This is a genomic window from Arthrobacter sp. ZBG10 (assembly GCF_001238605.1).
Lineage (GTDB): Bacteria > Actinomycetota > Actinomycetes > Actinomycetales > Micrococcaceae > Arthrobacter.
In genome coordinates, this window is sequence record NZ_LFQH01000044.1 from 31,548 (window position 1) to 53,678 (window position 22,131).

Genomic DNA, 22,131 nt, shown 5'->3' on the forward strand with positions numbered 1-22,131 from the left:
GGACATCCTCACCCGCAACCCGAGATCCGGTACAGCCGCGCTGCGTCGCCTTCTGAATCAACGAGGGTAAGCCCCCTGGCCTGGCCAATATCCGTGACACCCGGATAGGTCTCGGAGCCAGGCAAATCGATGAGGTAGTCGGAACCGAAATCCAGGACGTACTGGACGTTCTGGTTGCGAAGGGCGGGACACAGCCCGCTCACGTCGGGCCCGTCCTTGAGGCTTTCGTTGATCAGCTTTGCGTCCGGACCGGCTTCTGCAAACAGGTGCGCGGTCAGCACTCGCCGTCCCGTGTACGCGTAGGCGAGTGAGCTGCCGTTCCAGGGATTGTCGGCAATCACGGCGTCAGCTGGAACGTGGTCCGGCAGGCGTTTCAACAGGGCCAGTTCAGCCGGGGTCAACAAGTCGGAATCGGCACTCAACTTGTACACCCCTGATGCGCCGCGGATGTAGTGTGTGAGCGGCCCGGCGGTACTGGCCAGGGCCAGCAGGACGATGGTTGCCGCCGCGGCGACGAGGGCGGGACCGCGGCCGCGGAGTTGTGCCCGGCCTTCAAGTGTCCCCTGCAGCCTGGCCGCCATGGCTGACGACTGCCACCAGTCCCAGAGAGCCAATGCACCGAGCACGGCAAGGGGTGTGGCGAACAGCGGCAGGAGCGCTGCGAGCCTGTAGGTGTCGCCGTACCAGGTGCCTATCAGTGCGTCCCGGACGGCACCCTTGGGGAACGACGCGGCCACAACGTAAAGGCCGCCCAGGACAGCGTATGAGAATGCCATCCAGCGGTGCTTTCGTTGCCGGAAAACGGTGAGCAATCCGGCCACTGAGAGGGCGGCGACAATAACGGCCGGGATCGTGGATTGCATGGTGCTGACCGTGAGGATTTCACCGACGGCGGCGCCCGGCTTAACTGCCGGGCCCCAACTGTCGTACGGGGCTGGACGCAGCTTGAACCACAGCAGGGCCGCAACCAGGAGCACGGCCAGGCTGGCGGCACTGAACAGGACGGACCGGAGCGCGCCGGCCCGGAGGCCGGAGCGCCTCGCGATGCGCCACCAGAGCAGTCCAGCCAGGGGCAGGCCCATCGCTATGGTGGTGTTGACCGAGCTCGTGTGGGCGAAGGCAATGCCGCCCAGCCCGAGTATCAAGGCAAAAATCCAGCTGCGCAGGGGGTCCGTGCGGGTCCGCCCGAGCCGGACAACGGCCGCGAGGCAGGTGATCAGCGCCGGCATCATGCTGACGGCCAACGCGTAGGGGAACAACGGACCCCAAACGATCATGAGATACGGGAAGGCAACCTGGGCCGCTGCAATGATCCCTGTGACCACCAGGGCTGCGGGCCGGCGCGAGATGGTTTTGGCCACCAGGAACAGGCAGGACGCGGGCCAGAGGACAGCGGCGATAACCAGGTTCAGGGCGTTCTGCGCCGTGGGGATGTCGACGGCGGCCACCTGGACCAGGAGCGCGGCGAAGGAGTGCCATGCCGCGGGATAGACGGCGTCCAGGCCCGATACCCCCTGCAACGCAGCGAGATTGAGCGAGGACGCGTTGCCGGTATCCAGGATGAACCGGATGGCGTTCAGGTGGAAGACATTGTCGAACACCTGCGAAGGGTCTGCCGGCGAGCCCACCAGCTGCACAAACCTGATGGCTGTTGGGATTGTCGCCAATGCCAACGCCGCGAAGGGCAGCCATTGGCGGAGGGGCGGTGCCCCTGTAAGACGCCACCTGACTCCGCGCGTTACTGCCAACGCTGCTGCGGCCAGCAGGGCGCTGACCAAAAGGTAAGGCAGGATGCTCCACGGCACGCCAATGGCCCCGCCGAGTACCCCTGCCAGGCCGGCGGACGCAGTGGACAGCAGGGGCGCCAGGCCAAGGATGGCTCCGGCGCGGAACTTCAGGCACGCACCGATCAAAGCGCCCGGTATATACAGGAGCAGCACTGCCAAGGCTATCGCAGGTACGGCGCCAAGCCAGCTCACAATGCGGCCCCGTCAACTTCGCGGGTCGGGGCCTCGCCCCTGACCAGGCGCAGGATGGCCAGCAGTTGGATCACGGTAACTGCCACTTCGCCGATCACCAGGCCGAGGGCGCCGCCTTGGCCGCCCATAAGGCCCGACAGGATGATCATGGCCGGCAGACCCAGCACTGCCCCAACAATGGTGCTGTAGAACACAACGCGCATCTTCTTGGCCGGTACAAGCCAGTGCGCCCCGGTGGAGGTTGTGACGCAAACCAGGAAGAATGACAGGCCAAACCAGAAGCAGGTCCAGAAATCGGCAGGCACCTTCGGGAACAGCATGAAGCTAACCCACGGCCCCAGGAGCGCCAGGAGCGCCCAGCCTGCAAGGCCGAGGCCGGTGAGGGCCCGGAGTGAAAACACCCGTCTGCGGGTATGGTCGCCGCCGTGTTCGCTGACCCAGCCCTGAAGGCTGTTACCCAGGGCAGCCGTGGCGAGGAGCCCGATCCGGTAGAACTTTTCGGCCGTTACGAAGGATGCAAGTCCGGCCGTTGACGCGGCAAACTGCACCACAAGCACAGGTGTGGACGCGTAGGCCCCGGCCGCAGCAGTAATGCCGGCACCCGCACGCAGCGCCCAGATTTCCTTCAGGATGGCGGTAAGGCCGAGTCCGCTGAAATCACTTCGGTTCGAGTGGTCCTTGTTGAACCAGAGGGTTCCCGCCAGCCCCAGCACTATCAGGGCAAGCGGGTAGAAGGAGATCTCACCCGTTGCAAACAGCAGGGGAATGACGCCCAGTGTTGCCACCATCCGGGGGAGGACGTCGTATTTGGCAATGCGCCCGGCATGTCCGGTCGCGATGCAGTACCAGGCCGGGGTCAACCCTGCAGCGGCCTGGGCGCAGGCCATCAGGAAGGCAAGCCAGAACTGGCTGGCGCCTGTGGTGAAGGCCAGTGTGAGCGCCATCAGCGGCACGGCACAGACAAACATGAACGAGCGGGTGACGAAGCTGACGGCGTAAAAGCGCCGCCGCACGGTCTCATCACCGGACGCGGCGACCGCGGCCGGGCCGGTCAGGGGCCAGCCGAGCCCGATGAGGATGGCAGCGATGGCACCGACGGCCTGTCCCACAGCGAGTGAGTTCCAGGCAGGAGCGCCGCCAACGTTGGCGATGATGGGCAGCAGGATGAAGGAGGACAGGGACGCCAGAAGCGGCAGCCCGGCGAACGCTGCGATCCTTTTGATCATGCTGCCGTCTCCCCGGTGCCGGCAGCGGCTTTACACATAGTCATAAGCGTCCTTGCCGAGCTGGCCTTTTACAAAGACGTCTTCCACTTCGCTCCTGAACCTGGACTTTTCGTTCAGGATGGCGGCGCGGTAGCCGTCCTGTTTGGCAACCTCGGCGTCAAAGTTGCCAATGAGCTGCGGGAGCATGGCTGCGGCAGTCGATACCTCGTCCTTGCCCGGCGTGATTTTGTGTTCCCAGGGGACGGGGACGTCGGCGTAAAAAGCTCCGGAGCCCCGGCGGGCCACGATGCTGAGCGCGCCGGACAGTGCCGCCTCGCGGGGCATCCGGTCTTTTCCGGGATGGTGGCCCAGGTCAAGGTAGACCCCGCAGCCCTGCAGGGTGCCCACCACTTCTGCCCGGGTCATGCCAACGATCGGCTGCCATTCGATCGAGGGCGGGCACAGTTTCTTCACGGCCTCGATGATGTGGCCGCCCTTGGCCGGGTTGTACGTCACCAGGTTCCTGTTGCGGCTGGTTTCCGGATGGGCCTGGAATTCGCTGTTGGGTGTGTAGTCGGAGATCAGGGACGGCACAACATCAAAGCGTGTCGCCACGAAGGCCCACGCGTAAGAGGACTGGACGAGGTGGGCCACGTCGCGGTCGTTGCGGAGGAACGCGGGGGCCACCTTGTTTTTCCACATCCGGGCGAAGGGGACGGCAGCTTCTTTGGCCTTTTCAAAGGGGCCGGCATCACTTCGGTGCCACATCCGCTCCGCCATAAACGTGAGGGAGTTATCGATGCTCAACCACCAGCACATGCGGCGGGCCAGTTTTACGCCTGACATCTCGTAGACGTAGGTTTCCGGATACACCACCACGTTCCCGGGGGCGTCAATGATCGCCGGGGCCTCCGGCGCGTTGTAGATGTTGTACTGCTCAACCCTGTCGTTGTGCACCGTGTGCGGGTGCGGAACGAGGTAGGCGTCGCGGCCCAGTTCGCGCAGCATGTCGACAAGCTGATGCAGTGCTTCCGGGCCGCCGGTCCTTAGTCCTTTGTGGTACAGGACGAAGATGGTTCCTGAGTGATCGGTCATGGGTGGTCCTTCGATTTCGGCCGCGCAGTGGGGCGCCGGCGCTGCATGATGGAATTCCTGCTCAGCGCAGGCGGGCGGCCAGGGCGTCGTCGATCTTTCCCATCTTCAGGCGCTGGGCGTCACGGACGCCGGCCAGGGCGGCCACAAGGTGCTTGCGCCGGTTGGGACCAAAACCAAACCGGACCACATGGCTTTGAATCTCCATGTAAATCCGGCGCAGCACCCATTTGGGCTGCTTGAAAGCGTACCGGCGGGCGAGGACCAGGGAGTTCCTGGTGATGTAGTAGACCCGGAAAGGTGCGTGGTAGTACACAAAGAGCTTTTTCGCGCCGACGTGGGCATGCCACCCGAGGATCGTCATGGGACGCGCATTGCCCAGGCTGTGCTCAAGGTTGCAGCCCCGCCCGGCAAGGGCACGGAGCCCCTTTTCGCGGAGCCGGGCATTGAATTCCGAATCCACGCAATCAATGAAGAATCCCTCATCAAAGGACCCCACAGCGGTGAAGGTACTGGTGCGGACCAGGCTGCCGCTGGTCATGGGGTCAAAGATCTGCGGTTCCTCCGGGCTTCCCCAGGACGGCAACGGGATGTTGTTGTGCGACTCGGCGCAGACCATGCCCACGGTGGCCGGTTCGGAGGAGGAGGCAGCCGTTGCCAGGGCCGAAGCTACGTAGTCGCCGGTGAAGCGGGAATCCTGGTCCATGGTGACCACCCATTCCGGGTCCCAGCGGCTGATTGCTTCGTTGACGCCCAGGTTGAGGGCCCGGGCAATGCCGGAATTGGTGCCAAGGCGGACCACCACAGCGCCGGCGTCTTCCATGGCCCGCAGCGATTCGGTGACATCCGCCGGCGATCCGTCGTCAACCACCACCACGTGCTCCACATACTGCAGGAGCCATTCGATGTTTGCCACGTTCTCGGGGCCGGGGTTGAATGCCGAAACCACACCGCACACGTTGCGGGCACGGCTGGTCACTGCCGGTTCTTCCGCGCCCATCAGACGGCCCCCACCTGGCGGAAGCGCCGGAGCGCCGTGGCAAGATTGCGGACAAATGCCAGCCTCGCGCGCAGGATCTTGGAGGCCGAGCGGATGCCGCTGGGGGTCAGGTTCTCGCCGTGGAGCCGATGCAGGATGGTGTCTTCTTCCAGGTAAACGATCGAACGGTTGACGTTGCCCACAGTTGCTATCCACTGGTCGTGGGATTCGTCCATATAGGCGGGAAACGGCAGGATCTGGGCCAGGAGTACACGCCGGAATGCCATGGCACAGCCCCAGTGCAGCCGGTACCCCACCACGATGCCCGCAAGGTTCCGGACGGTGTGGTCCGAATCGGCCGCTTTCAGGCGGATGTCGTGGAAGCGCCCTGAGGGCCCCTCAACGTGCCGGCAGTTGCTGACCACCATGTTCCGGCCGTCAAGGGCGGAGATCATCCGTTCCACCCGGCCCGGCAGCCAGACATCATCCTGGTCCGAAAGGAACACGTATTCGCCGCGGGCTTCACCAAGGGCCCGTTCGAAAGTACGTACGTAGCCCACGTTGCGGTCGGCGTTGATCAGCCGGATCCGGGGGTCGTTCATGCCTGCGACCAGGTCGGACGTCGCGTCGGTGGAGCAGTCGTTGACCACCACCAGTTCGTCGTGGGGTCCGATTTCCGGCAGGATCGAAGCGATTTGTTCTTCGATGTGGCGGGCGCCATTGTATGCCGCCATGCACACGCTGATGCGCGGCGAAGGGGCAGTTGCGGGCTCCATAAGTTTTTTCTCCTCGGGCCTCCGGGCGGTGCCAGCGGGGCGGGCAGGGTCCCCAGCAGTCTAGCAAGCCGGGCCTGCAGGGAGGGACGCGGTGCCGGTCAACTATAATTGGTGGAACACTGCCGGCGAGCTCTTCGCGCGGAATCCACGGAAGGAACCTCAGGTCCATGACCGTTGACGTAATGTTGCCGTACTACGGCGATGTCCATCAAATGAAGCTCGCAGCCCGCAGCGTGATGAATCAGGAAAACCAGGACTGGCGGCTCGTGGTTATCGACGACGGCTACCCGGATCCCGAGCCTGAGCGCTGGTTTTCCACGATCACGGATCCCCGGGTCACGTACCTCAAGAACGAGCAGAACCTGGGTGCCAACGGAAATTACCGTAAGGCCCTGACCCTCGTCGAGGCACCGTATGTTGTCATCATGGGCGCAGACGACGTTATGCTGCCCAACTACCTTGACCTCGTGACGAGCGCGTTCGCGGAATACCCGAAGGCGGACGTGATCCAGCCGGGTGTCCAGGTGATCGACGAGCAGGGAATCGCCTGCACGCCGCTCGTGGACGCGGTGAAAAAGATCTACGCTCCCAAGACCAGCGAGCGGATCGAACTGAAGGGCGAAGTGATGGCCACCAGCCTGGTGCGTGCCGACTGGGCTTACTTCCCGTCCCTTGCCTGGCGCTCGGAGACTGTGAAGCGCATCGGCTTCACCGAGGGCCTGGATGTGGTCCAGGATCTTGCCCTCCTGCTGGACATCGCCGCCGAGCATGGTTCGATGATTGTTGACCCGGTCCTGGCGTTCCTTTACCGCCGGCACTCGGCGTCTGACTCGTCGGTTCGCGCGCTTGACGGCCGCCGTTTTGATGAGGAACGACGCTTCTTCCAGCAGCAGGCGGAACGTTTCGCGGCCATGGGTTGGAAGGGCGCCGCGAGGGCCGCGAACTTCCATACGACGTCCAGGCTCAACGCCGCGTCGTTGATCCTGAAGTCCGTCGGCAAAGGCAAGTTCGACTCGCTGCCCAGGCTGGCGAAGCACATCGTGCGTTAGTCAGCCCCGTAACGGAGTGGGCTTAACGCCGTCGGGTCCCCAACAGAACACTGTTGGGGACCCGATCGCGTTAACGGGACCGTCAGCCCTCCGGGTCCGCTGCACCGGCGTTCCGGGTACCGGACTCGAAACGGTGCTGCAGGACTTTCAGCTCGGATTTGAGGATTGCCACTTCCTCGCACAGGATCCTGACCTCGTCCTCGGCCTGGGACTGTTCCCGGGACAGGTGGAGGCAGACGCCCACCAGCAGCACAAGCGTCATGATGAACAGCAGGTTAGCCGGGACCTGGATGCCCAGCAGCCCGCTGGCTTTTTCCAGCAGGGAGGGGAAGGCCGACAGCAGGAGGGTGCCGATGCCCACCACAATCCAGAGGATGGCGTACTTTTCCCGTAGTTTCTGGCGGCGGAGCATTTCGAAAACAAAAAAGAGTATTGCCAGGACGACAATGGAGCCCATCAGGAGCGACATGTTGGATTTCCTAGTTGGTAGACGGCTCGGTTTTTTTCCGGGTCAGCGCGAACAGGAGCGCCAATCCGGAGCGTCCAAGGTACATCGCTGCCTTGACAGGGTTGTGGCTCGGCGTGCCACCCTGCCGCTCCCGCATGGACACCCCGACCTGCTGGACTGTGCAGCCTGAGCGGATGGCGACGACCAGGGAATCGATGGTGTCCCCGAGGTACTCGGCAGGGTAGTGATCCACGTACTGGCGGATGGCCTTGGAGTTGGCCGCCCGGAATCCTGAGGTGACGTCGGTGAGTTTTGTTCCGGCCAACCGGGAGATGGTCCAGGCCAGGACGTTCATGGCCCACTTGCGGGGGCCGCGGACCTCGTAGTTGCCTTTGTCCGCGAATCTGGCGCCGATGGCAATGTCCGCGTGTTCGAGGCCGTCCAGGACGGCTTTGATGTCCCTGGGATCGTGCTGTCCGTCTGCGTCCACCTGGATCACCTGGCTGTACCCGTGGGTCTTGGCGTATTTGAAGCCCGTCCGCATGGCGCCGCCCACCCCCATGTTGAACGGCAGCTGCAGCACGATGGCCCCGGCGGCCCGGGCCACGTCCGCTGTGTTGTCCCGCGACCCGTCGTCCACCACCAGCACGTCGCAGGAAGGTCCGAATTCAAAGACCTCCGTGATGGTTTTCCCAACGGATTCTGATTCGTTCCATGCAGGCATGATGACCAGAGTGTCGGACCGTGTCACTTTGCGCGGTCCACATTCTCGACGTAGCTCTTGAGGCGCGTTGAAACGAGCGGAAGCTCCAGCCCGGAAGCTTTGATCTTGGCCAGGTCCAGTACGCTGTTCAGCGGGCGGGGGGCTGCGGACTTGCCCTTGAAGTACTCCTCGGTACTCACCCCGGTCACCGACCCGCGCGGTTTGCCGGACAGCTCGTAAACGTCCGCTGCGATGTCCGCCCACGACTGCGGCTCGCCGTCGTTGCTGAGGTTGTAGGTCCCGTACGCTGCACCTGACGTCAGCAGATGCCTGATGCCGGCCGCGATGTCGCTGGTGAAGCTGAGCCGTCCCACCTGGTCGTTGACCACCGACGGTTCAATGCCGCGGTCCGCCAGCGAGGCCATGGTCCGGACGAAGTTGTTGCCTTCGCCGATCACCCAGCTGGTCCTCACGATGTAGTGGCGCGGAACCACGCTGACGATCGCGTCGCCGGCGGCTTTCGTTTGGCCGTAGACGCCGAGCGGCGTCAGCGGTTCATTTTCGTGGTGGACTGCCCGGCCGCCGTCGAACACGTAATCGGAGGAGACGTGCACCAGGGTAAGGTCATGTTCGACGGCGGTCCGCGCCAAGCGCGATACGGCGGCGACGTTGACGGCCCAGGCGGCCTCGCGGCCTTCGGGGGTCTCCGCGGTGTCCACGGCGGTGTAGGCGGCCGCGTTGATGATCGTGGAGTAGTTCTTCCAGTTCCGGCCGGCGAAGGCTTCGTCGCTGCCGAGGTCGAACCCGGCGCGGCCGGCGAACTCAACGGAAGGGTCGCCGTCGTACAACCCGCGGAGGGCCTTGCCCAACTGGCCGTCGGCACCCACCACCAGGGTCTTTTTCGCGGGCATGGGGATCACGTCAGCCAGGCGCGGGTGCGCCTTGTCCTTGTCGGACAGCTCCGCCTGCGCCAGGGAAATGGGCCACTGGATCGCTGAAGCCTCATCCGCAAGGTTGAGGAACGTGTACTGGCCCTGCGCGTCCGCTGACCAGTGGTCGTTGACCAGGTACGTGTACGCGGTGTTGTCCTCCAGGGTCTGGAACGCGTTGCCCACACCGCGGGGAATGAAGATCGCCTGGCTGGCGTCCATTTCGGCGGTGAAGACGGCGCCGAACGACGGGCCTTCGCGCAGGTCAACCCACGCGCCGAAAATCCGGCCGGTGGCCACGGAGATGAATTTGTCCCACGGCTCCGCGTGGATGCCGCGGGTGGTGCCCGCCTTCTCGTTGAAGGAAATGTTGTTCTGGACAGGCTGGAAATCCGGCAGGCCCAAAGCCACCATCTTTTCCCGCTGCCAGTTTTCCTTGAACCAGCCGCGGTTGTCGCCGTGGACGGGCAGATCGTAAAGGACAACGCCCGGAATGGGTGTTTCCGTGGCCGTCAGCTTTTTGCCGAACTCGATGGCCATGGGCTACTGGCCCTGCTCTTTGTACTTGGCTTCCGTGGCGGCCTTCTGCGGGCGCCACCAGTCCTGGTTGTCGCGGTACCAGGCGATGGTGTCCTCGATGCCGAGGTCAAAGTTGGAGAACTGGGGTTCCCAGCCGAGCTCGTCACGGAGCCTGGTGGAGTCAATGGCGTAGCGCAGGTCATGGCCCGGCCGGTCCACCACGTGGTCGTAAGCGTCCGGGGACTGGCCCATGTGCTTGAGGATCAGCTCCACAACCTCCTTGTTGTTCTTTTCGCCGTCGGCGCCGATCAGGTACGTCTCACCGATGGTGCCCTTGTCGATGATGGCCAGCACCGCGGAGGAGTGGTCATTGGCGTGGATCCAGTCGCGGACGTTTTCGCCTTTGCCGTACAGCTTCGGGCGGATTCCGTCGATCACGTTGGTGATCTGGCGCGGAATGAACTTCTCCACGTGCTGGTACGGGCCGTAGTTGTTGGAGCAGTTGCTGATGGTGGCCTGCAGCCCGAAGGACCGGACCCAGGCGCGGACCAGCAGGTCGGAGCCCGCCTTGGTGGACGAGTACGGGCTCGACGGGTTGTACGGGGTCTGCTCGGTGAACCGCTCCGGGTCATCCAGCTCCAGGTCGCCGTAAACCTCATCCGTGGAAATGTGGTGGAAGCGCCGGTTGTGCTTGCGGGCCGCTTCGATCAGCACGTAGGTGCCAATGATGTTGGTGTCCAGGAAGGGGCGCGGATCGTGGAGGGAGTTGTCATTGTGTGATTCGGCCGCGTAATGAACCACAACATCGGTCTCGGCGACGAGGCCGTCCACCAGGCCGGAATCGGCGATATCCCCCTGCACAAAACTGAAACGGTCTGCAGGGAGGCCCTTGAGGGACTCCAGGTTGCCCGCGTAGGTGAGCTTATCCAGCACCGTCACGGTGTGGTCAGTGTGCTCCAGCACGTAGTGGACAAAATTTGAACCAATGAACCCGGCACCGCCGGTTACGAGGAGTCGCGACATAGTCCCCAACGATACCGGATTTGCCGACGCACTTAGTGGGAGGAAAGATGGTGGCATGCGCGGAATAATACTTGCCGGCGGTACCGGCTCCAGGCTTCACCCGATCACATTGGGAATCAGCAAGCAGTTGGTCCCGGTTTACGACAAGCCAATGATCTATTACCCGCTTTCCACCCTGATACTCGCCGGCATCCGTGACATCCTCATTATCACCACGCCCCACGACAGCGAGCAGTTCCAGCGGCTGCTGGGGGATGGCTCCCGCTTCGGCGTCTCCATCACGTACAAAGAGCAGCCGTCCCCGGATGGTTTGGCGCAGGCGTTTGTCCTTGGCGCAGAGCACATCGGGGATGACAGCGTGGCCCTGGTCCTCGGCGACAACATCTTCTACGGCCCGGGAATGGGCACCCAGCTGCGCCGGTTCGAAAATATCGACGGCGGGGCCGTCTTTGGGTATTGGGTGGCGGACCCGAAGGCTTATGGCGTGGTGGAATTCGACTCCGCGGGGAAGGCTATTTCCCTCGAAGAAAAACCCGAAAAGCCCAAAAGCCACTACGCGGTACCCGGCTTGTATTTCTACGACAATGACGTGGTGGAAATTGCCAGGGACCTCAAGCCTTCGGCCCGGGGCGAGCTCGAGATTACCGATGTAAACCGCACCTACCTGGACCGGGGCAAGCTGCAGGTTGAAATCCTGCCCCGGGGCACCGCATGGCTGGACACCGGAACGTTCAGCGACCTCAACGATGCCTCCAACTTTGTCCGAACCACGGAGAACCGCCAGGGATTGAAGATTGGCGCACCCGAAGAAATCGCATGGCGGCTGGGCTTCCTGTCAGATGAGGAACTCCGCAAGTTGGCTGAGCCCCTTGTTAAGAGCGGCTACGGTGCGTACCTGATCAACCTGCTCGAGCACGGACGTTAAGGGCGCCGCGCACTCCAGAGCCGGCGAAGTGCTCCCCGGATGCCGACGGATATTCCGTCCGGCGTCCGGGGAGCATTTTCGTTAATTGCGTCAACAACAAGAAGGCCCGGCGACGGCGCGTTATTTACCGTGTCCGGGCCCTCCCGCTGTTGGTGCCGCGTGCTAGGACACTGTGGTCCAGACACCGCGTGAAGCGGTCCAGTTGACCCGGCCGCCCTGGAAGTTCTGGCTGCAGGAACCATTGCCGGGCGTGCACGTCTGGCTCGACGTGGGGAAGCCGAGCCGGCCCGCCTCGAACCCCTGGGTTGCCCAGGCCTGCTGGATGGGGCCTGGCGTGAGGGGATGGGCGCCGCTGGTGGGCGACCACATGATGGTTCCCTTTTCGAAGTTCTGGAAACACCCTCCGCTGCGCAGGCCGCAGGTCGTTCCGCTGGTGGGGTAGCCCAGGGACCCGGTCTCGTACCCGGAGGTGGCCCACCTGGCCCGGATGGGGGCCGAGGTCAGGGCGTGCGCCCCGGTTGAGGGCGAGTACATGACGGTTCCCCTGGTGAAGTTCTGGAAACAGCCGTTTTTCTGCAGGCCGCAGATTTGCCCGCTGACCGGGTAGCCAAGTTTTCCACCTTCGAAGCCGGAACCGGCCCAGGCGTCCCGGACGGGGCCAAACATGACGGCGTTGGCGCCGCTGGCCTTGGACCACATGACGGTTCCGGCCGAGTAGTTCTGGAAGCAACCGCCGCCCGCCAGTCCACAAACAACGCCGGATGCCGGGTAGCCGAGGGTGCTGTTCTCGAATCCGGCCTTCTGCCAGAAGTCGCGGATGGGGCCGTTGATGCTGGGCTGGGCGCCGGTCTTCGGTGAGTACATCAGGGCTCCCTTCTCAAACATCTGGAAGCAGCCCGCGTCCTTGAGTCCGCAGTACTGGCCTGAGGTTGGGAACCCCAGCGTACCGGTGCCCCAGCCGGATGTTGCCCATCCTGCAGCCATGGGTCCGGCTGGAACGGTCGCAGGGGGAGTGGCGCGGGAGTAGGCGGCGACGCCTTTTTCAAACGGCTGCCGGCACTGGGTCTGCGCATCGGAGCAGGTTGCATTGCCGGTGGGGTAGCCCAGGCTCCCGTTTTCAAAACCGGTGCTCTGCCAGTAGGAGAGCAGTTTGCCGGTGACCGGGAATGCCCCGGTGGCAGGTGAGAACAGGAGGGTTCCCTTCTGGAACAGTTGGTAGCAGCCGCCGGCCCGGATGCCGCAGACTTCTCCGCCGATGGGGTAGCCGATCGGTTCGCCCCGGGTCAGTGCCGCCTTCCATGAGTCAGCCATGCCCAGGTAGATGGGCCAGGCGCCTGTGGTTGAGGTCCAGGCCACCACCCCGCCCGTGAAATTCTGCCGGCAGGTGGAGGCTGCGCAGGTGGCTTCCGCCGCAGGGTAGCCCAGGAGGCCGTTTTCATAGCCGGCACGGCCCCAGGCGTCCAGCAGGGGGCCGGCCTTGACCAGCTTCGCAGCCGTTGCGGGGCTCCAGAGGACCGTTCCGGCCTCGAACAACTGGAAGCAGCCGCCTGCTTTGAGGCCGCACACCGCGTTGCTGGTGGGGTAGCCCAGGGCGCCGTTCTCATAACCCCTGGCCGCCCAGTAATCCCGGATGGTGCCGAAGCCGAGGACTGATGCGCCGGTGGCAGGGGACCAGAGGATGGAGCCGCCCTGGTAGTTCTGGAAGCAGCCACCCTTCTTGAGCCCGCATACCACCCCTGATGTGGGGTAGCCCAGGGAGCCGTTTTCGAAGCCGTTCCGCTGCCAGGCGTCCCTGATGGGTCCGTTGAGGCTCGGTTGGGCGCCCAGGTCAGGCGACCACATGATGGCGCCGCCCTGGTAGACGCGGTAACAGCCGCCATCCCGGAGTCCGCAGACTATGTCGCTGGTGGCAGCCCCGAGGGCGGGCAGCGTGGCACGCAGCGCATTGATGGGCGCCGCGGCCGCCACGTTGTTGCTGTTCGACGCGAAGGCCTTCAGCCCTGCCAGGTCACCGTTCCACACGTTTGAGTCGCCGGCCAGGGGTCCGGTGCTGCTGTACTGCCAGATGCTGTAGGTGTTCCAGCTGCCGGTGGGAACGGCGCCGGCGTTGTTTGTCGGGGCGCCGGGGTAGGCGGCAACCCAGAGGGGGTAGTCTCCGAACCCTGTCGGGTTGCCGAGGCACTGGTTCCACCATGAGGTGTTGGTGTAAATGGCGGGCAGGCGCCCTGTCAGCGACCTGACGGTGTTGCCGAAGTCCCTGACCCAGGCGCCAAGCTGCGCGGCGGACATGTCGTAGCAGGTGTTGCCGTAGTAGATCCCGTCGATGGTCCGGCCCTCGTAGGGGTTGAACTCGAAGTCCAGGACAGGCGGCAGCGTTGAGCCGTCGGCTGACCAGCCGCCGCCGTTGCGGACGAAGTACCGGGCCTGCTCGGCGCCGGAGGACCTGTTGGGGATGGCGAAGTGGTAGGCGCCGCGGATCATCCCGACGTTGCGTGAACCCTGGTACTGGGATGAGTAGGACGGATTTGTGTAGTACGTGCCTTCGGTGGCCTTGACGTACGCGAAGCGCGCGCCCATGTTCCACTGCTGGTTCCAGTCCACGCTTGGCTGGTGTCCGCTGACATCCAGGCCCTGGACGCCAAAGGTGGGCATCCACGTGCCTTCTGCGGACAGCGATTCGGAGCGGAGCAACCGTGCTGAGGAACTCTTGGCGGTCACCCGCGCTGAACGTTGACCCATTTCGGCCCCGCCGGCCGCCAGCACGTCTGCCATGGATTCGTTAAGGGTTGGCTCAGGTGACGGTGCTGCGGGGACCGGCGCAGGCGCCGGTAGGGTCTGTGCCGGGGCGGGAGCTGTCGGTGTGGCGGAGGGCGACGGGGCCGGTGCGGCGGGTGTGGTCTGCTGAGCGCCGGTGCCGGTTGCCGGCTTGCTGGTTTCCACCGCCGATCCGGACACGGGCGGGACTGTGGGCTGCGGCGTTACTGCCGAGGCGATGCCCGGCCCTGCTATCAGGGACGCTGCCAGCGCGGCCGCGCCAATCAGGCTGAGAAAGGGTCGTGAGACAGGCGACGGGCGCGACTTCATATGAACTCCGGTGATAGGGCCGCTCCCCAGAAGCGAGCCATCAGAATCTGCTGATCCTGGACAAACAACACATCCTGGATTCCGCAGGGGAATGTCAGAGACAACTGGCTGGGCCAACGTAGCACCATGTGCTAAATGTGACCAGTGTTTCAGTTGATTCCAATGTGACCATTATGCAGGCAGACGCAAGGGGCCGGAAGTCACACGGCATCCTCATCTTTTGCGGGGCAGAGTCGGCGCCGGAAACGGGCGGAAAGGCGCGTGGAGACACCGGCGCGCGGAGGTCTTCCACATTCGTGCGGGAACACCTTGGCACTCCTCCGCCCAACACGCCGTATGAGATTTACGTGGCGCGGAACGGGGCGTCGGAACTGTCCGCGCTGAGCGACCAGCAGGTCCGCGGCGTCGTAAAACGGATGCTCGAAAGCTCAGGACGGCGCCTGGACGGGCCCTCACGCGTCGTCGACGCGTCCCTCGTCTGCACAGCTTTACTCTGCACAGCTTTACTTGGACGGCGGAGTGGAGGTGTCCCGCGGATCGGGTTTCGGGATTACTCCTTCGTCCCCGGGAAGCACCTTGCCCTGATCCCGCTCGGCCTGATCCTCAACATTCAGCTCCCATGCGTCGCCCGGCGAGCAGGGGGCGGTAGCGCCGATACTGTAGGACTGGTCAGCGGCATCAGTATCGAATTCAGCCCGGAGGACGGGTCCGCCCTCTGCGAAGACCACCGGGTGTGTTGTCGGGTTTACGGTGCGTACGGTCATGCCCAGGGATTCCCAGTATTCGGCGACGCGTTGGGCGTCTTTAACGTGTTCCGTTCCCTGGGGTGCCCAGTGGTCGTAGCTGTAGTTGGCACCCTCCACACCTTTTCCGAGGGCGCATTCCTGCGCCCCGGCTACACCGTTGCGGGGCCACCACCCGGTGACGTCGAGCTGTTTGGTGGTGTTGATGACGAGCTCGACCACACGGTCCCGTCCATCTCTGGCGCTGACCGTCTGTTCCGGTGTCGTAGTCTCTGACATTGTGGTGTTTGGCTCCTTCTCAGCGCATGCGGATACCGTCATTCCCATCACGAGTCCGACCAGGGCCGCAGTGAGTGTCCTCATATGTTTTTTAGCGGCCGGCATTGGACAACCCTTCCAGTAAGGCTTTCTGCAGATCCGTCGGACCCAGGGGCACATACGGGCTCATCTTTTCCGCTTCGCCTGTGATTGCCCAGACCGTGTTCTTCAGGGATTCAGTCCTCTTGTCGAAGTATCCGGCTTGTTCGCCGTCGTCACCAATGAGCGCGCTATGGTCTGTTACGGCCCTCCCGGCGTCGCCGCCAGCGTCAGTGCCGAAGGCGTGGGAACCGAACTCAGGTTTGATCGGGTTCACGTGGTGATCGCGGCTGGTTTCCCGGCCGGTCCAGGCCCACTGGTCTCCGCTTTCGGTTTCCCCAGGTATCTTGTCGCGCGCATGTCCGGAGTATACGTGTCCGACGTTGAGGTCAGCGGCGGTATGGACGTTGTCCGGTAGTCCTGCGGAGCCAAGGGTGACGAAGTTATCCACCCGGATTCCAGGCTGCGTGAGGGCCACCGCAGCGGTGGTCGTTCCGTAGGAGTGCGCCACAATATTGAGCTGCGGCGCGCTCTCACCGCGGACTGCAGCCAGGCCGCCGAGGGCTCCCGCCAGCTTCTGCCCACCCGCGACTGCTCGATTCACATCAAGAACGCCGACGTCGAGATTGTTGTCCAATGCCGGCACGGGAGGTGTCTCATATCCGATCCAGGACACCACGGCGCTCCCCGAGGGAAGCTGGTCGTGCAGGTTTTGGGCTGCTTTCGTCCACCCCGTCATGTCATTGCTGGTCGTGCCCATCCCCGGAACAGCGTAGGTGACACTGCCGGCCGTATCGAGATCACCGACCGACACCGCAGCCAACGGGGGCTTGTCCTCGGTGAAGGAAACCAATTGCCGTTTCTCCCACCCCTCAGGCGTGAATTGCGCCTTTTGGATGTTGCGCAGCCCGTCGAGTTGCTTTTGAAAGTTGTTGAGCGTTTGCTCCAATCCGGCCGCCAACGGGGACGCCGCGCCGAAGCCCGCGGGAGTGTCGTAGATCAAAGCCTGTATTTGCGCGATCCGGGTCTCCGCATCGGCGACCGCTGCCTTGAGCGCGGTTTGGTTGGCCTGATTCCGGGCCGTATAAGGCACTCCTTCCAGATTTCCGAAGTCCGTAGGAAACTGTGTCAGCAATAGGTCCTGCCGTTCCGAGAACGGGGTTTTGCTACCCGTTGGCGGGTTCAGGCCTGTCCACCACGTGTGGATTTCGCCCGGGTTCATCAGCTGAAGATGAGACCGCAGGGCAGGAGAGGCCGCAATCGTGGCAGCGAGTTCTTTCGCCGACAGGGTCGAGAGCAAATTTAAGAGTTCCCGATTGCTTAGTGGCGTGACAGCAGCAGCGGCAACATCGAGTGCGGGATTTGAAATGGATCCGCCGCCGGCCGCGGCGAACGCATCGGCGATATGTTCAATCCACTTCGCATCAGCCTCGTTTTCGCCCAACAGCCGCTCAAAGCCCCCTGGGAAAGAGTTCGATCCGAGCAGCACCCACGAGCAGGAAGAGGTAAATGACGCCCAAGCGTTGCGAAGCTGTATGAGGTCTTGCCGCATGCCTGTGTTACCTGCCCTGGCTTGGGCCACGAAGGTGCGTAAATGGTCGGGAACGGCCGAACTCTTCCCGTCCGAGGACCCAGAGCCCGCGCTGCGGTTGCGTTGGCTGGGGGAGAAGGCCGCTGAAATGGTTGGTGGCGCGATGGGGGTCTCAGAGGGTTTCGGATCAAAGAGCCCCTCCACTGCGGTGCCGATGTCTCCGATGAAGTTCTCGGGCCTGCTTTCACGTTCAGCTTCCCGCACCTGCCACGCTGCCAAACGGGATTGGCGCTCGCGTTCCGACCGCGCCTTCTGCTGCGCTTCTTCGATCTGTCCGGCAAGACCGTCAAGTACAGCGGCGAGTTTTCCACGATCTTCAGCCTCACTGGAGGAAGCTTCCCTGAACAGGTCGGCGTACGCGCCGGCGAAATCCTCCAGCGCCGTCTCCACCGCGCCACGACGCAACACACCCTCATCACGAAGCCGCCCATCCACATCCCTGGCAACCCCGACCAACGACGTGGCAGCATCATCATCAAACGCTAAAGCCACGGTGTTTACTCCCCCCAAAGGAAAAACGGCGCAGGAACGACTTGGTTCCTGGGCGCCCGGCCCCTGCATCATGCCGCGAGGAAGGGACGGGACTTTGGCTACATTACCAATATGGACGATTAATTCCAATAAATTGATAAACTATTCAGGGGCAAGGAAGCCGAACTTCAGCTCACCCTCACCAGGGTTGCAGCGCCGGTTTGGCCGCCTGTGTTCCACCAGGCCTGGCTGATGCCGGCACCGATATAAGTGCCGGGCAGCGCCGGCAATGGCTACAGCTGACAGCCGGGTTTTTAGAGTTGTTAATGGATCCCCAATTTTTCCTTGCCTACCGGAAGAGGCGGGCTGCGGCCCTTAATGCGGTAACAGTGTTCGCCCGGGAAGTACCGGTACGGCAGGGATCTTGCTGGTGCTGCGGCCCGGGCATAAGATGCCCGAACGCTGTTGTCAGGGATTTATCCCGTCCCCCTGGGGGGAACTTGTTGCGACCGCCAAGGAGACTCCTCATGAAACGCAGAACAGCCCCGCTGGTGATGGCCATTGGACTTTTGGCCGGACCGGGAACGGGTACTGCCACAGCCGCCCCGCCAACTCCCACAGATCCCTCGGTTCAGCAGTTCGATTGCCCCGGTTTCGTCATATCTGCGCAGGTCACGGGAGCTGAAAAGGTGATTCCCCACTCCCTCCACTTTGCCGGTTCCAAGCCCGTCACCCTGTTTACCAACGTCGCCGCGGCTTCCACGCTAACCCTTTCGGGACCAGCGCCCGCTTTGAAGGTTTTCAGCTCGTCCATCAACGGAACGGTGCGCGTTGCCTGGGACCCTGGAACCGCTGATTTTATTTACAAAGCCACCGGACGGAACTTGATCACGGTTCCAAAGCACACCGGATATCCGGGCGGCGTGTTCCTGACAGTAGGCCAGGTGGCTTGGACGCTGGATGGGCCCGTCGACCCTGACGGGGGCCTCACGGGGCCGGGGACCGTCACGGATCTCTGCAGGTTGCTGGCGCCGTAGCGGGAAAGCCGCCGACTTTTGGCTCCGCCGGAAGCAGGGGTTTTCCACATTCGCTGCCGGGTGCCTTGGCACCCCACTCTCAGGTCCCTAGGCTGGACCCATTCGCACTGCCTCCAACGGAGGTGGCAGGTTCTACAGGGGTACGCATGGATGCTCTGGGAATAGTCGAGGACGAGGTCCGCGAGCTCATCCGCAGGCGCGGGCTTGATCCGTTGCGGCAAGCCGTCGAGGTCCGCCGACTGGTGGAGGCTGCCGTCACCGATTACGACGAGCGCTCACTGCTGGGTACCCTGCCGCCCATCGGAGCCTTGGATTCTGCGCGCAGGTTCCTCTTTGACGCGGTGGCAGGGTTCGGCGTCCTGCAACCCCTGCTGGATGACCCCAGCATCGAGGAAATCTGGCTCAACACGCCGTATGAGATCTACGTGGCGCGGAACGGGGAGTCGGAACTGACCTCGCTGAGCCTCACCGACCAGCAGGTCCGCGACCTCGTGGAACGGATGCTGAAGAGCTCAGGACGGCGCCTGGACGTGTCCTCACCCTTCGTGGACGCGTCCCTGCCCGACGGCTCGAGGCTGCACGTGGTGATACCGGATGTGACCCGCCGGCATTGGGCAGTAAACATCCGGAAATTCGTGGTTAAGGCCAGCCGGCTGGAACACCTGGTGGAACTGGGAACGCTGACCCCACAGGCCGCAAGATTTCTGGGGGCAGCAGTTGCCAGCGGACTGAACATCCTGGTCTCGGGCGCCACGCAGGCAGGAAAAACCACCATGTTGAACTGCCTGGCCGCTGGCATCGGCAGCCGCGAGCGCGTGATCACCGTGGAGGAAATCTTCGAGCTGCAGTTCCCGTTGCGGGATGTGGTGGGGCTCCAGTGCCGGCAACCAAACCTCGAAGGCTACGGTGAAATACCCTTGCGTCGTTTGGTGAAGGAGGCGCTGAGGATGCGCCCGGACCGTCTGGTGGTCGGAGAGGTCCGGGAAGCGGAATGCCTGGACATGCTGATTGCCCTGAATTCCGGCCTGCCGGGGATGTGCACTGTCCATGCCAACTCGGCGCATGACGCAGTCACCAAGATCTGCACCCTGCCCCTACTGGCGGGCGAGAATATCTCGAGTGCGTTTGTGTTGCCAACGGTCGCCTCGTGCATCGACCTGGTGGTCCATTGCTGCCGGCAGGCCAACGGCAGGCGGGAAGTGACGGAAATCCTGTCGCTGGGCCGCCGGGTGGAGAACGGGATTATCGAGTCGTCACTGGTGTTCGCCACCGTGGACGGCGTACTGCAGCCGAGGGCAAACTCCATGCCGGAGGCCGAAAAATTTGCCCGGGCAGGCTACGACGTAGCCGCCCTGCTGGATCCCCGATGATGGCCGCCCTGGCAGGCATGACGGCGGGTGCAGGGCTCCTCCTTGTTTGGTGGTCCTGCTGGGAATCGCAGGCCGCACGGAAGAGGCCCCGCCGTCCCAACCGGCTCGCCGACCTTTTGGCCGCCTCGGGGGTCGCAAGGGTGAGTGTCGGAGGCCTGATTGGCTCGTGTCTGGGCCTTGGCGCGGCGGTAGGCGCACTGGTTTTCGCCATCAGTCGTTCCGTTCCCATCGCGGCTTGCTTCGGACTTTTCGCCCTGGGGCTTCCCATCACCATCCTGCGGTGGCAGGCGCGGAAGCGGAGCATGATGCTGCGCCAGCTCTGGCCGGATGTAGTGGATCATCTCCGCTCCGCCATCCGCGCCGGCCTGCCCCTTCCGGAAGCCCTGATCCAGCTGGGCACCAAGGGCCCCGAAGAGCTGCGTCCGGTGTTCCGGGACTTCGGGGCTGACTACCGGGCCGGAGGGCAGTTCGACGGATCACTGACCAGGCTGAAGGACAGGCTCGCCGACCCTGTCGCCGACCGGATCGTCGAAGCGCTGCGGCTTACCCGCGAGGTGGGCGGAACGGACCTGGGCCGGTTACTGGGGACTCTCGCCGAATTCCTGCGCGAAAGTGCTCGTACCCGCAGCGAGCTCGAAGCGCGCCAGTCGTGGACCATCAATGCCGCACGCCTGGCCGTGGCCGCGCCCTGGATTGTCCTGATGCTTCTCGCCACCAGGCCCGAAGCCGTCCATGCCTACAACACCCCCATGGGGGCCGCCGTGCTGCTGGGTGGACTGGTGGTCTCCCTTACCTGCTATTCAATAATGTTGAAGATCGGCGCCTTGCCCCAGGAAGAACGGGTACTGCGATGAACGGCATCCTCACCGCGGGCATCGTTGTAGGGCTCTCGCTGGGCATTGGCCTGTGGCTTGTTGTTGCCAGGTCACCGCTGATGCGGGCCACCACTCTCGCGCAGCGGATCGAACCGCAACTGCGCTCGCAGAACCTCACATCACGGTTGCTCCTCGCCGGCGATACCCACCCGGCTCCGTTCGGCCCGCTGGCAGGTATCCTTCGGCCTGTACTGCATGACGCGCTGGCCGCCCTGGGCCGGTTGAACCCATCTGCCGGTGGCGCGGCACGCCGCCTGGCGCAGGCGGGCATCACCAAATCGGTCCTCGACTTCCGCGTGGAACAACTGGTGTGGGCAGCCTGCGGGTTCATCGCAGTCCTCGCCATCATGGTACCCGGGTCAGCATCCGGGCGGCTCAGTCCGGTGCTGGCCGCCGTCCTGGTCGCAGCCGGCGCCGTGGGTGGGTTCGTCGGCCGGGACTACTGGCTGGGAGTCCAAATCCGGCGGCGGGCGGTCCGTATGCTGGCAGAATTTCCCAGCCTCGCAGAGCTGATGGCGCTCGCGGTCAGCGCCGGTGAGAGCGCCACCGGGAGCCTGGACCGCATTTGCAGGACTGCCCGGGGAGAGCTGGCCCGCGAGTTTGCGATGATCCTTGCCGAGACCCGGTCAGGCAAACCTTTGGTCCAGGCGTTGCAGGAGTTTTCCGCGCGCACGGACCTGGCACCTTTGGCCAGGTTCGTTGACGGAATCATCGTGGCGGTTGAACGCGGAACACCCCTGGCTGATGTGCTCCGGGCGCAGGCCCAGGACGTCCGCGACAACGCCAAACGCGATCTGATGGAAGCCGCCGGCAAGAAGGAGATCGCCATGATGGTGCCCCTTGTGTTTGGCGTCCTGCCGCTTACCGTCGTCTTCGCAGTTTTCCCCGGTCTCGCCGCCATCAATCTGGGTTTTTAGGAAGGCCCGCCGCACTGCCACCAACAACCAGCCAAGGTCGGGGGACCGGGCGGCCATCT

17 protein-coding genes are annotated in these 22,131 nt (G+C 63.7%); 5 read left to right on the top strand and 12 right to left on the bottom strand.

Annotation, left to right across the window (positions count from 1 at the left end; all coding sequences use genetic code 11):
* Nucleotides 1–8 precede the first annotated feature (8 nt).
* The 5 genes from ACU18_RS11115 to ACU18_RS11135 all read right to left on the bottom strand — a co-directional run bounded on the left by ACU18_RS11115 (nucleotide 9) and on the right by ACU18_RS11135 (nucleotide 6,031).
* Entirely contained in the window at nucleotides 9–1,979 is a 1,971-nt protein-coding gene (locus ACU18_RS11115; protein ID WP_157407678.1) for a DUF6541 family protein, read from the bottom strand.
* The gene (locus tag ACU18_RS11120) at nucleotides 1,976–3,205 is read right to left on the bottom strand and encodes a lipopolysaccharide biosynthesis protein (protein WP_050685618.1); all 1,230 of its coding nucleotides are present in this window, start codon (nucleotides 3,203–3,205) and stop codon (nucleotides 1,976–1,978) included. The genes ACU18_RS11115 and ACU18_RS11120 overlap by 4 nt, the downstream gene beginning before the upstream one ends.
* 30 nt (nucleotides 3,206–3,235) lie before the next feature.
* On the bottom strand, nucleotides 3,236–4,279 hold the full coding sequence (locus ACU18_RS11125) for a hypothetical protein (RefSeq protein WP_050685620.1): 1,044 nt from the start codon (nucleotides 4,277–4,279) through the stop codon (nucleotides 3,236–3,238).
* A 61-nt stretch (nucleotides 4,280–4,340) separates the two neighbouring features.
* The gene (locus ACU18_RS11130; RefSeq protein ID WP_197273566.1) at nucleotides 4,341–5,255 is read right to left on the bottom strand and encodes a glycosyltransferase; all 915 of its coding nucleotides are present in this window, start codon (nucleotides 5,253–5,255) and stop codon (nucleotides 4,341–4,343) included.
* Nucleotides 5,256–5,275: 20 nt separating this feature from the next.
* Nucleotides 5,276–6,031: a glycosyltransferase gene (locus ACU18_RS11135; RefSeq protein ID WP_050685623.1), complete on the bottom strand. Its 756-nt coding sequence runs from the start codon at nucleotides 6,029–6,031 to the stop codon at nucleotides 5,276–5,278.
* A 167-nt stretch (nucleotides 6,032–6,198) separates the two neighbouring features.
* Between ACU18_RS11135 and ACU18_RS11140 the strand changes: the two genes are divergently transcribed.
* Entirely contained in the window at nucleotides 6,199–7,080 is an 882-nt protein-coding gene (locus tag ACU18_RS11140) for a glycosyltransferase family 2 protein (RefSeq protein ID WP_050685624.1), read from the top strand.
* An 82-nt stretch (nucleotides 7,081–7,162) separates the two neighbouring features.
* Here ACU18_RS11140 and ACU18_RS11145 read toward each other — a convergent pair whose 3' ends face one another.
* The 4 genes from ACU18_RS11145 to rfbB are packed head-to-tail and all read right to left on the bottom strand — an operon-like array spanning nucleotide 7,163 to nucleotide 10,702.
* A complete protein-coding gene (locus ACU18_RS11145; RefSeq protein WP_050685625.1) occupies nucleotides 7,163–7,549 on the bottom strand; it encodes a DUF2304 domain-containing protein in 387 nt (128 codons plus the stop codon).
* 10 nt (nucleotides 7,550–7,559) lie between these two features.
* Nucleotides 7,560–8,252 (bottom strand): glycosyltransferase family 2 protein, encoded by a 693-nt coding sequence (locus ACU18_RS11150; protein ID WP_050685661.1) that lies wholly within the window; start codon nucleotides 8,250–8,252, stop codon nucleotides 7,560–7,562.
* A 23-nt stretch (nucleotides 8,253–8,275) separates the two neighbouring features.
* Nucleotides 8,276–9,700 (bottom strand): sugar nucleotide-binding protein, encoded by a 1,425-nt coding sequence (locus ACU18_RS11155; RefSeq protein ID WP_050685626.1) that lies wholly within the window; start codon nucleotides 9,698–9,700, stop codon nucleotides 8,276–8,278.
* A gap of 3 nt (nucleotides 9,701–9,703) precedes the next feature.
* The gene (gene rfbB / locus ACU18_RS11160; protein WP_050685627.1) at nucleotides 9,704–10,702 is read right to left on the bottom strand and encodes a dTDP-glucose 4,6-dehydratase; all 999 of its coding nucleotides are present in this window, start codon (nucleotides 10,700–10,702) and stop codon (nucleotides 9,704–9,706) included.
* Nucleotides 10,703–10,757: 55 nt separating this feature from the next.
* Here rfbB and rfbA point away from each other — a divergent pair, with 55 nt between their 5' ends.
* A complete protein-coding gene (gene rfbA / locus ACU18_RS11165; RefSeq protein ID WP_050685628.1) occupies nucleotides 10,758–11,627 on the top strand; it encodes a glucose-1-phosphate thymidylyltransferase RfbA in 870 nt (289 codons plus the stop codon).
* A 162-nt stretch (nucleotides 11,628–11,789) separates the two neighbouring features.
* Here the strand turns inward: rfbA and ACU18_RS11170 are convergent, their stop codons facing one another.
* The 3 genes from ACU18_RS11170 to ACU18_RS11180 all read right to left on the bottom strand — a co-directional run bounded on the left by ACU18_RS11170 (nucleotide 11,790) and on the right by ACU18_RS11180 (nucleotide 17,894).
* Nucleotides 11,790–14,711 carry a GH25 family lysozyme gene (locus ACU18_RS11170; RefSeq protein WP_231686060.1) on the bottom strand — a complete coding sequence of 974 codons (2,922 nt, stop codon included), beginning with the start codon at nucleotides 14,709–14,711 and terminating at the stop codon, nucleotides 11,790–11,792.
* Between the two features lie 503 nt (nucleotides 14,712–15,214).
* Nucleotides 15,215–15,733, bottom strand: coding sequence for a hypothetical protein (locus tag ACU18_RS11175; RefSeq protein WP_157370899.1), 519 nt, complete (start codon nucleotides 15,731–15,733; stop codon nucleotides 15,215–15,217).
* Between the two features lie 91 nt (nucleotides 15,734–15,824).
* Entirely contained in the window at nucleotides 15,825–17,894 is a 2,070-nt protein-coding gene (locus ACU18_RS11180; protein ID WP_197273567.1) for an alpha/beta hydrolase, read from the bottom strand.
* Between the two features lie 1,162 nt (nucleotides 17,895–19,056).
* On the opposite strand from ACU18_RS11180, the gene ACU18_RS11190 reads away from it, so the two are divergent.
* Genes ACU18_RS11190 through ACU18_RS11200 form a run of 3 tightly spaced genes read left to right on the top strand, consistent with a single transcriptional unit; the run spans nucleotide 19,057 to nucleotide 22,072 of the window.
* The gene (locus ACU18_RS11190; RefSeq protein ID WP_050685632.1) at nucleotides 19,057–20,280 is read left to right on the top strand and encodes a CpaF family protein; all 1,224 of its coding nucleotides are present in this window, start codon (nucleotides 19,057–19,059) and stop codon (nucleotides 20,278–20,280) included.
* Nucleotides 20,280–21,134 carry a type II secretion system F family protein gene (locus tag ACU18_RS11195; RefSeq protein ID WP_050685663.1) on the top strand — a complete coding sequence of 285 codons (855 nt, stop codon included), beginning with the start codon at nucleotides 20,280–20,282 and terminating at the stop codon, nucleotides 21,132–21,134. Before ACU18_RS11190 ends, ACU18_RS11195 begins: the two co-directional genes overlap by 1 nt.
* Nucleotides 21,131–22,072, top strand: a complete 942-nt coding sequence (locus tag ACU18_RS11200) for a type II secretion system F family protein (protein ID WP_050685633.1) — start codon at nucleotides 21,131–21,133, stop codon at nucleotides 22,070–22,072. The genes ACU18_RS11195 and ACU18_RS11200 overlap by 4 nt, the downstream gene beginning before the upstream one ends.
* Nucleotides 22,073–22,131: the final 59 nt, after the last annotated feature.

Excerpts from the sequence above, each read along its gene's own strand:
- ACU18_RS11135 (WP_050685623.1), bottom strand. The coding sequence starts at position 6,031 with ATGGAGCCCGCAACTGCCCCTTCGCCGCGCATCAGCGTGTGCATGGCG.
- ACU18_RS11150 (WP_050685661.1), bottom strand. The coding sequence starts at position 8,252 with ATGCCTGCATGGAACGAATCAGAATCCGTTGGGAAAACCATCACGGAG.
- ACU18_RS11195 (WP_050685663.1), top strand. The coding sequence starts at position 20,280 with ATGGCCGCCCTGGCAGGCATGACGGCGGGTGCAGGGCTCCTCCTTGTT.
- ACU18_RS11190 (WP_050685632.1), top strand. The coding sequence starts at position 19,057 with ATGGATGCTCTGGGAATAGTCGAGGACGAGGTCCGCGAGCTCATCCGC.
- ACU18_RS11175 (WP_157370899.1), bottom strand. The coding sequence starts at position 15,733 with ATGTCAGAGACTACGACACCGGAACAGACGGTCAGCGCCAGAGATGGA.
- ACU18_RS11155 (WP_050685626.1), bottom strand. The coding sequence starts at position 9,700 with ATGGCCATCGAGTTCGGCAAAAAGCTGACGGCCACGGAAACACCCATT.
- ACU18_RS11140 (WP_050685624.1), top strand. The coding sequence starts at position 6,199 with ATGACCGTTGACGTAATGTTGCCGTACTACGGCGATGTCCATCAAATG.
- rfbA (WP_050685628.1), top strand. The coding sequence starts at position 10,758 with ATGCGCGGAATAATACTTGCCGGCGGTACCGGCTCCAGGCTTCACCCG.
- rfbB (WP_050685627.1), bottom strand. The coding sequence starts at position 10,702 with ATGTCGCGACTCCTCGTAACCGGCGGTGCCGGGTTCATTGGTTCAAAT.
- ACU18_RS11200 (WP_050685633.1), top strand. The coding sequence starts at position 21,131 with ATGAACGGCATCCTCACCGCGGGCATCGTTGTAGGGCTCTCGCTGGGC.
- ACU18_RS11145 (WP_050685625.1), bottom strand. The coding sequence starts at position 7,549 with ATGTCGCTCCTGATGGGCTCCATTGTCGTCCTGGCAATACTCTTTTTT.
- ACU18_RS11120 (WP_050685618.1), bottom strand. The coding sequence starts at position 3,205 with ATGATCAAAAGGATCGCAGCGTTCGCCGGGCTGCCGCTTCTGGCGTCC.
- ACU18_RS11170 (WP_231686060.1), bottom strand. The coding sequence starts at position 14,711 with ATGAAGTCGCGCCCGTCGCCTGTCTCACGACCCTTTCTCAGCCTGATT.
- ACU18_RS11125 (WP_050685620.1), bottom strand. The coding sequence starts at position 4,279 with ATGACCGATCACTCAGGAACCATCTTCGTCCTGTACCACAAAGGACTA.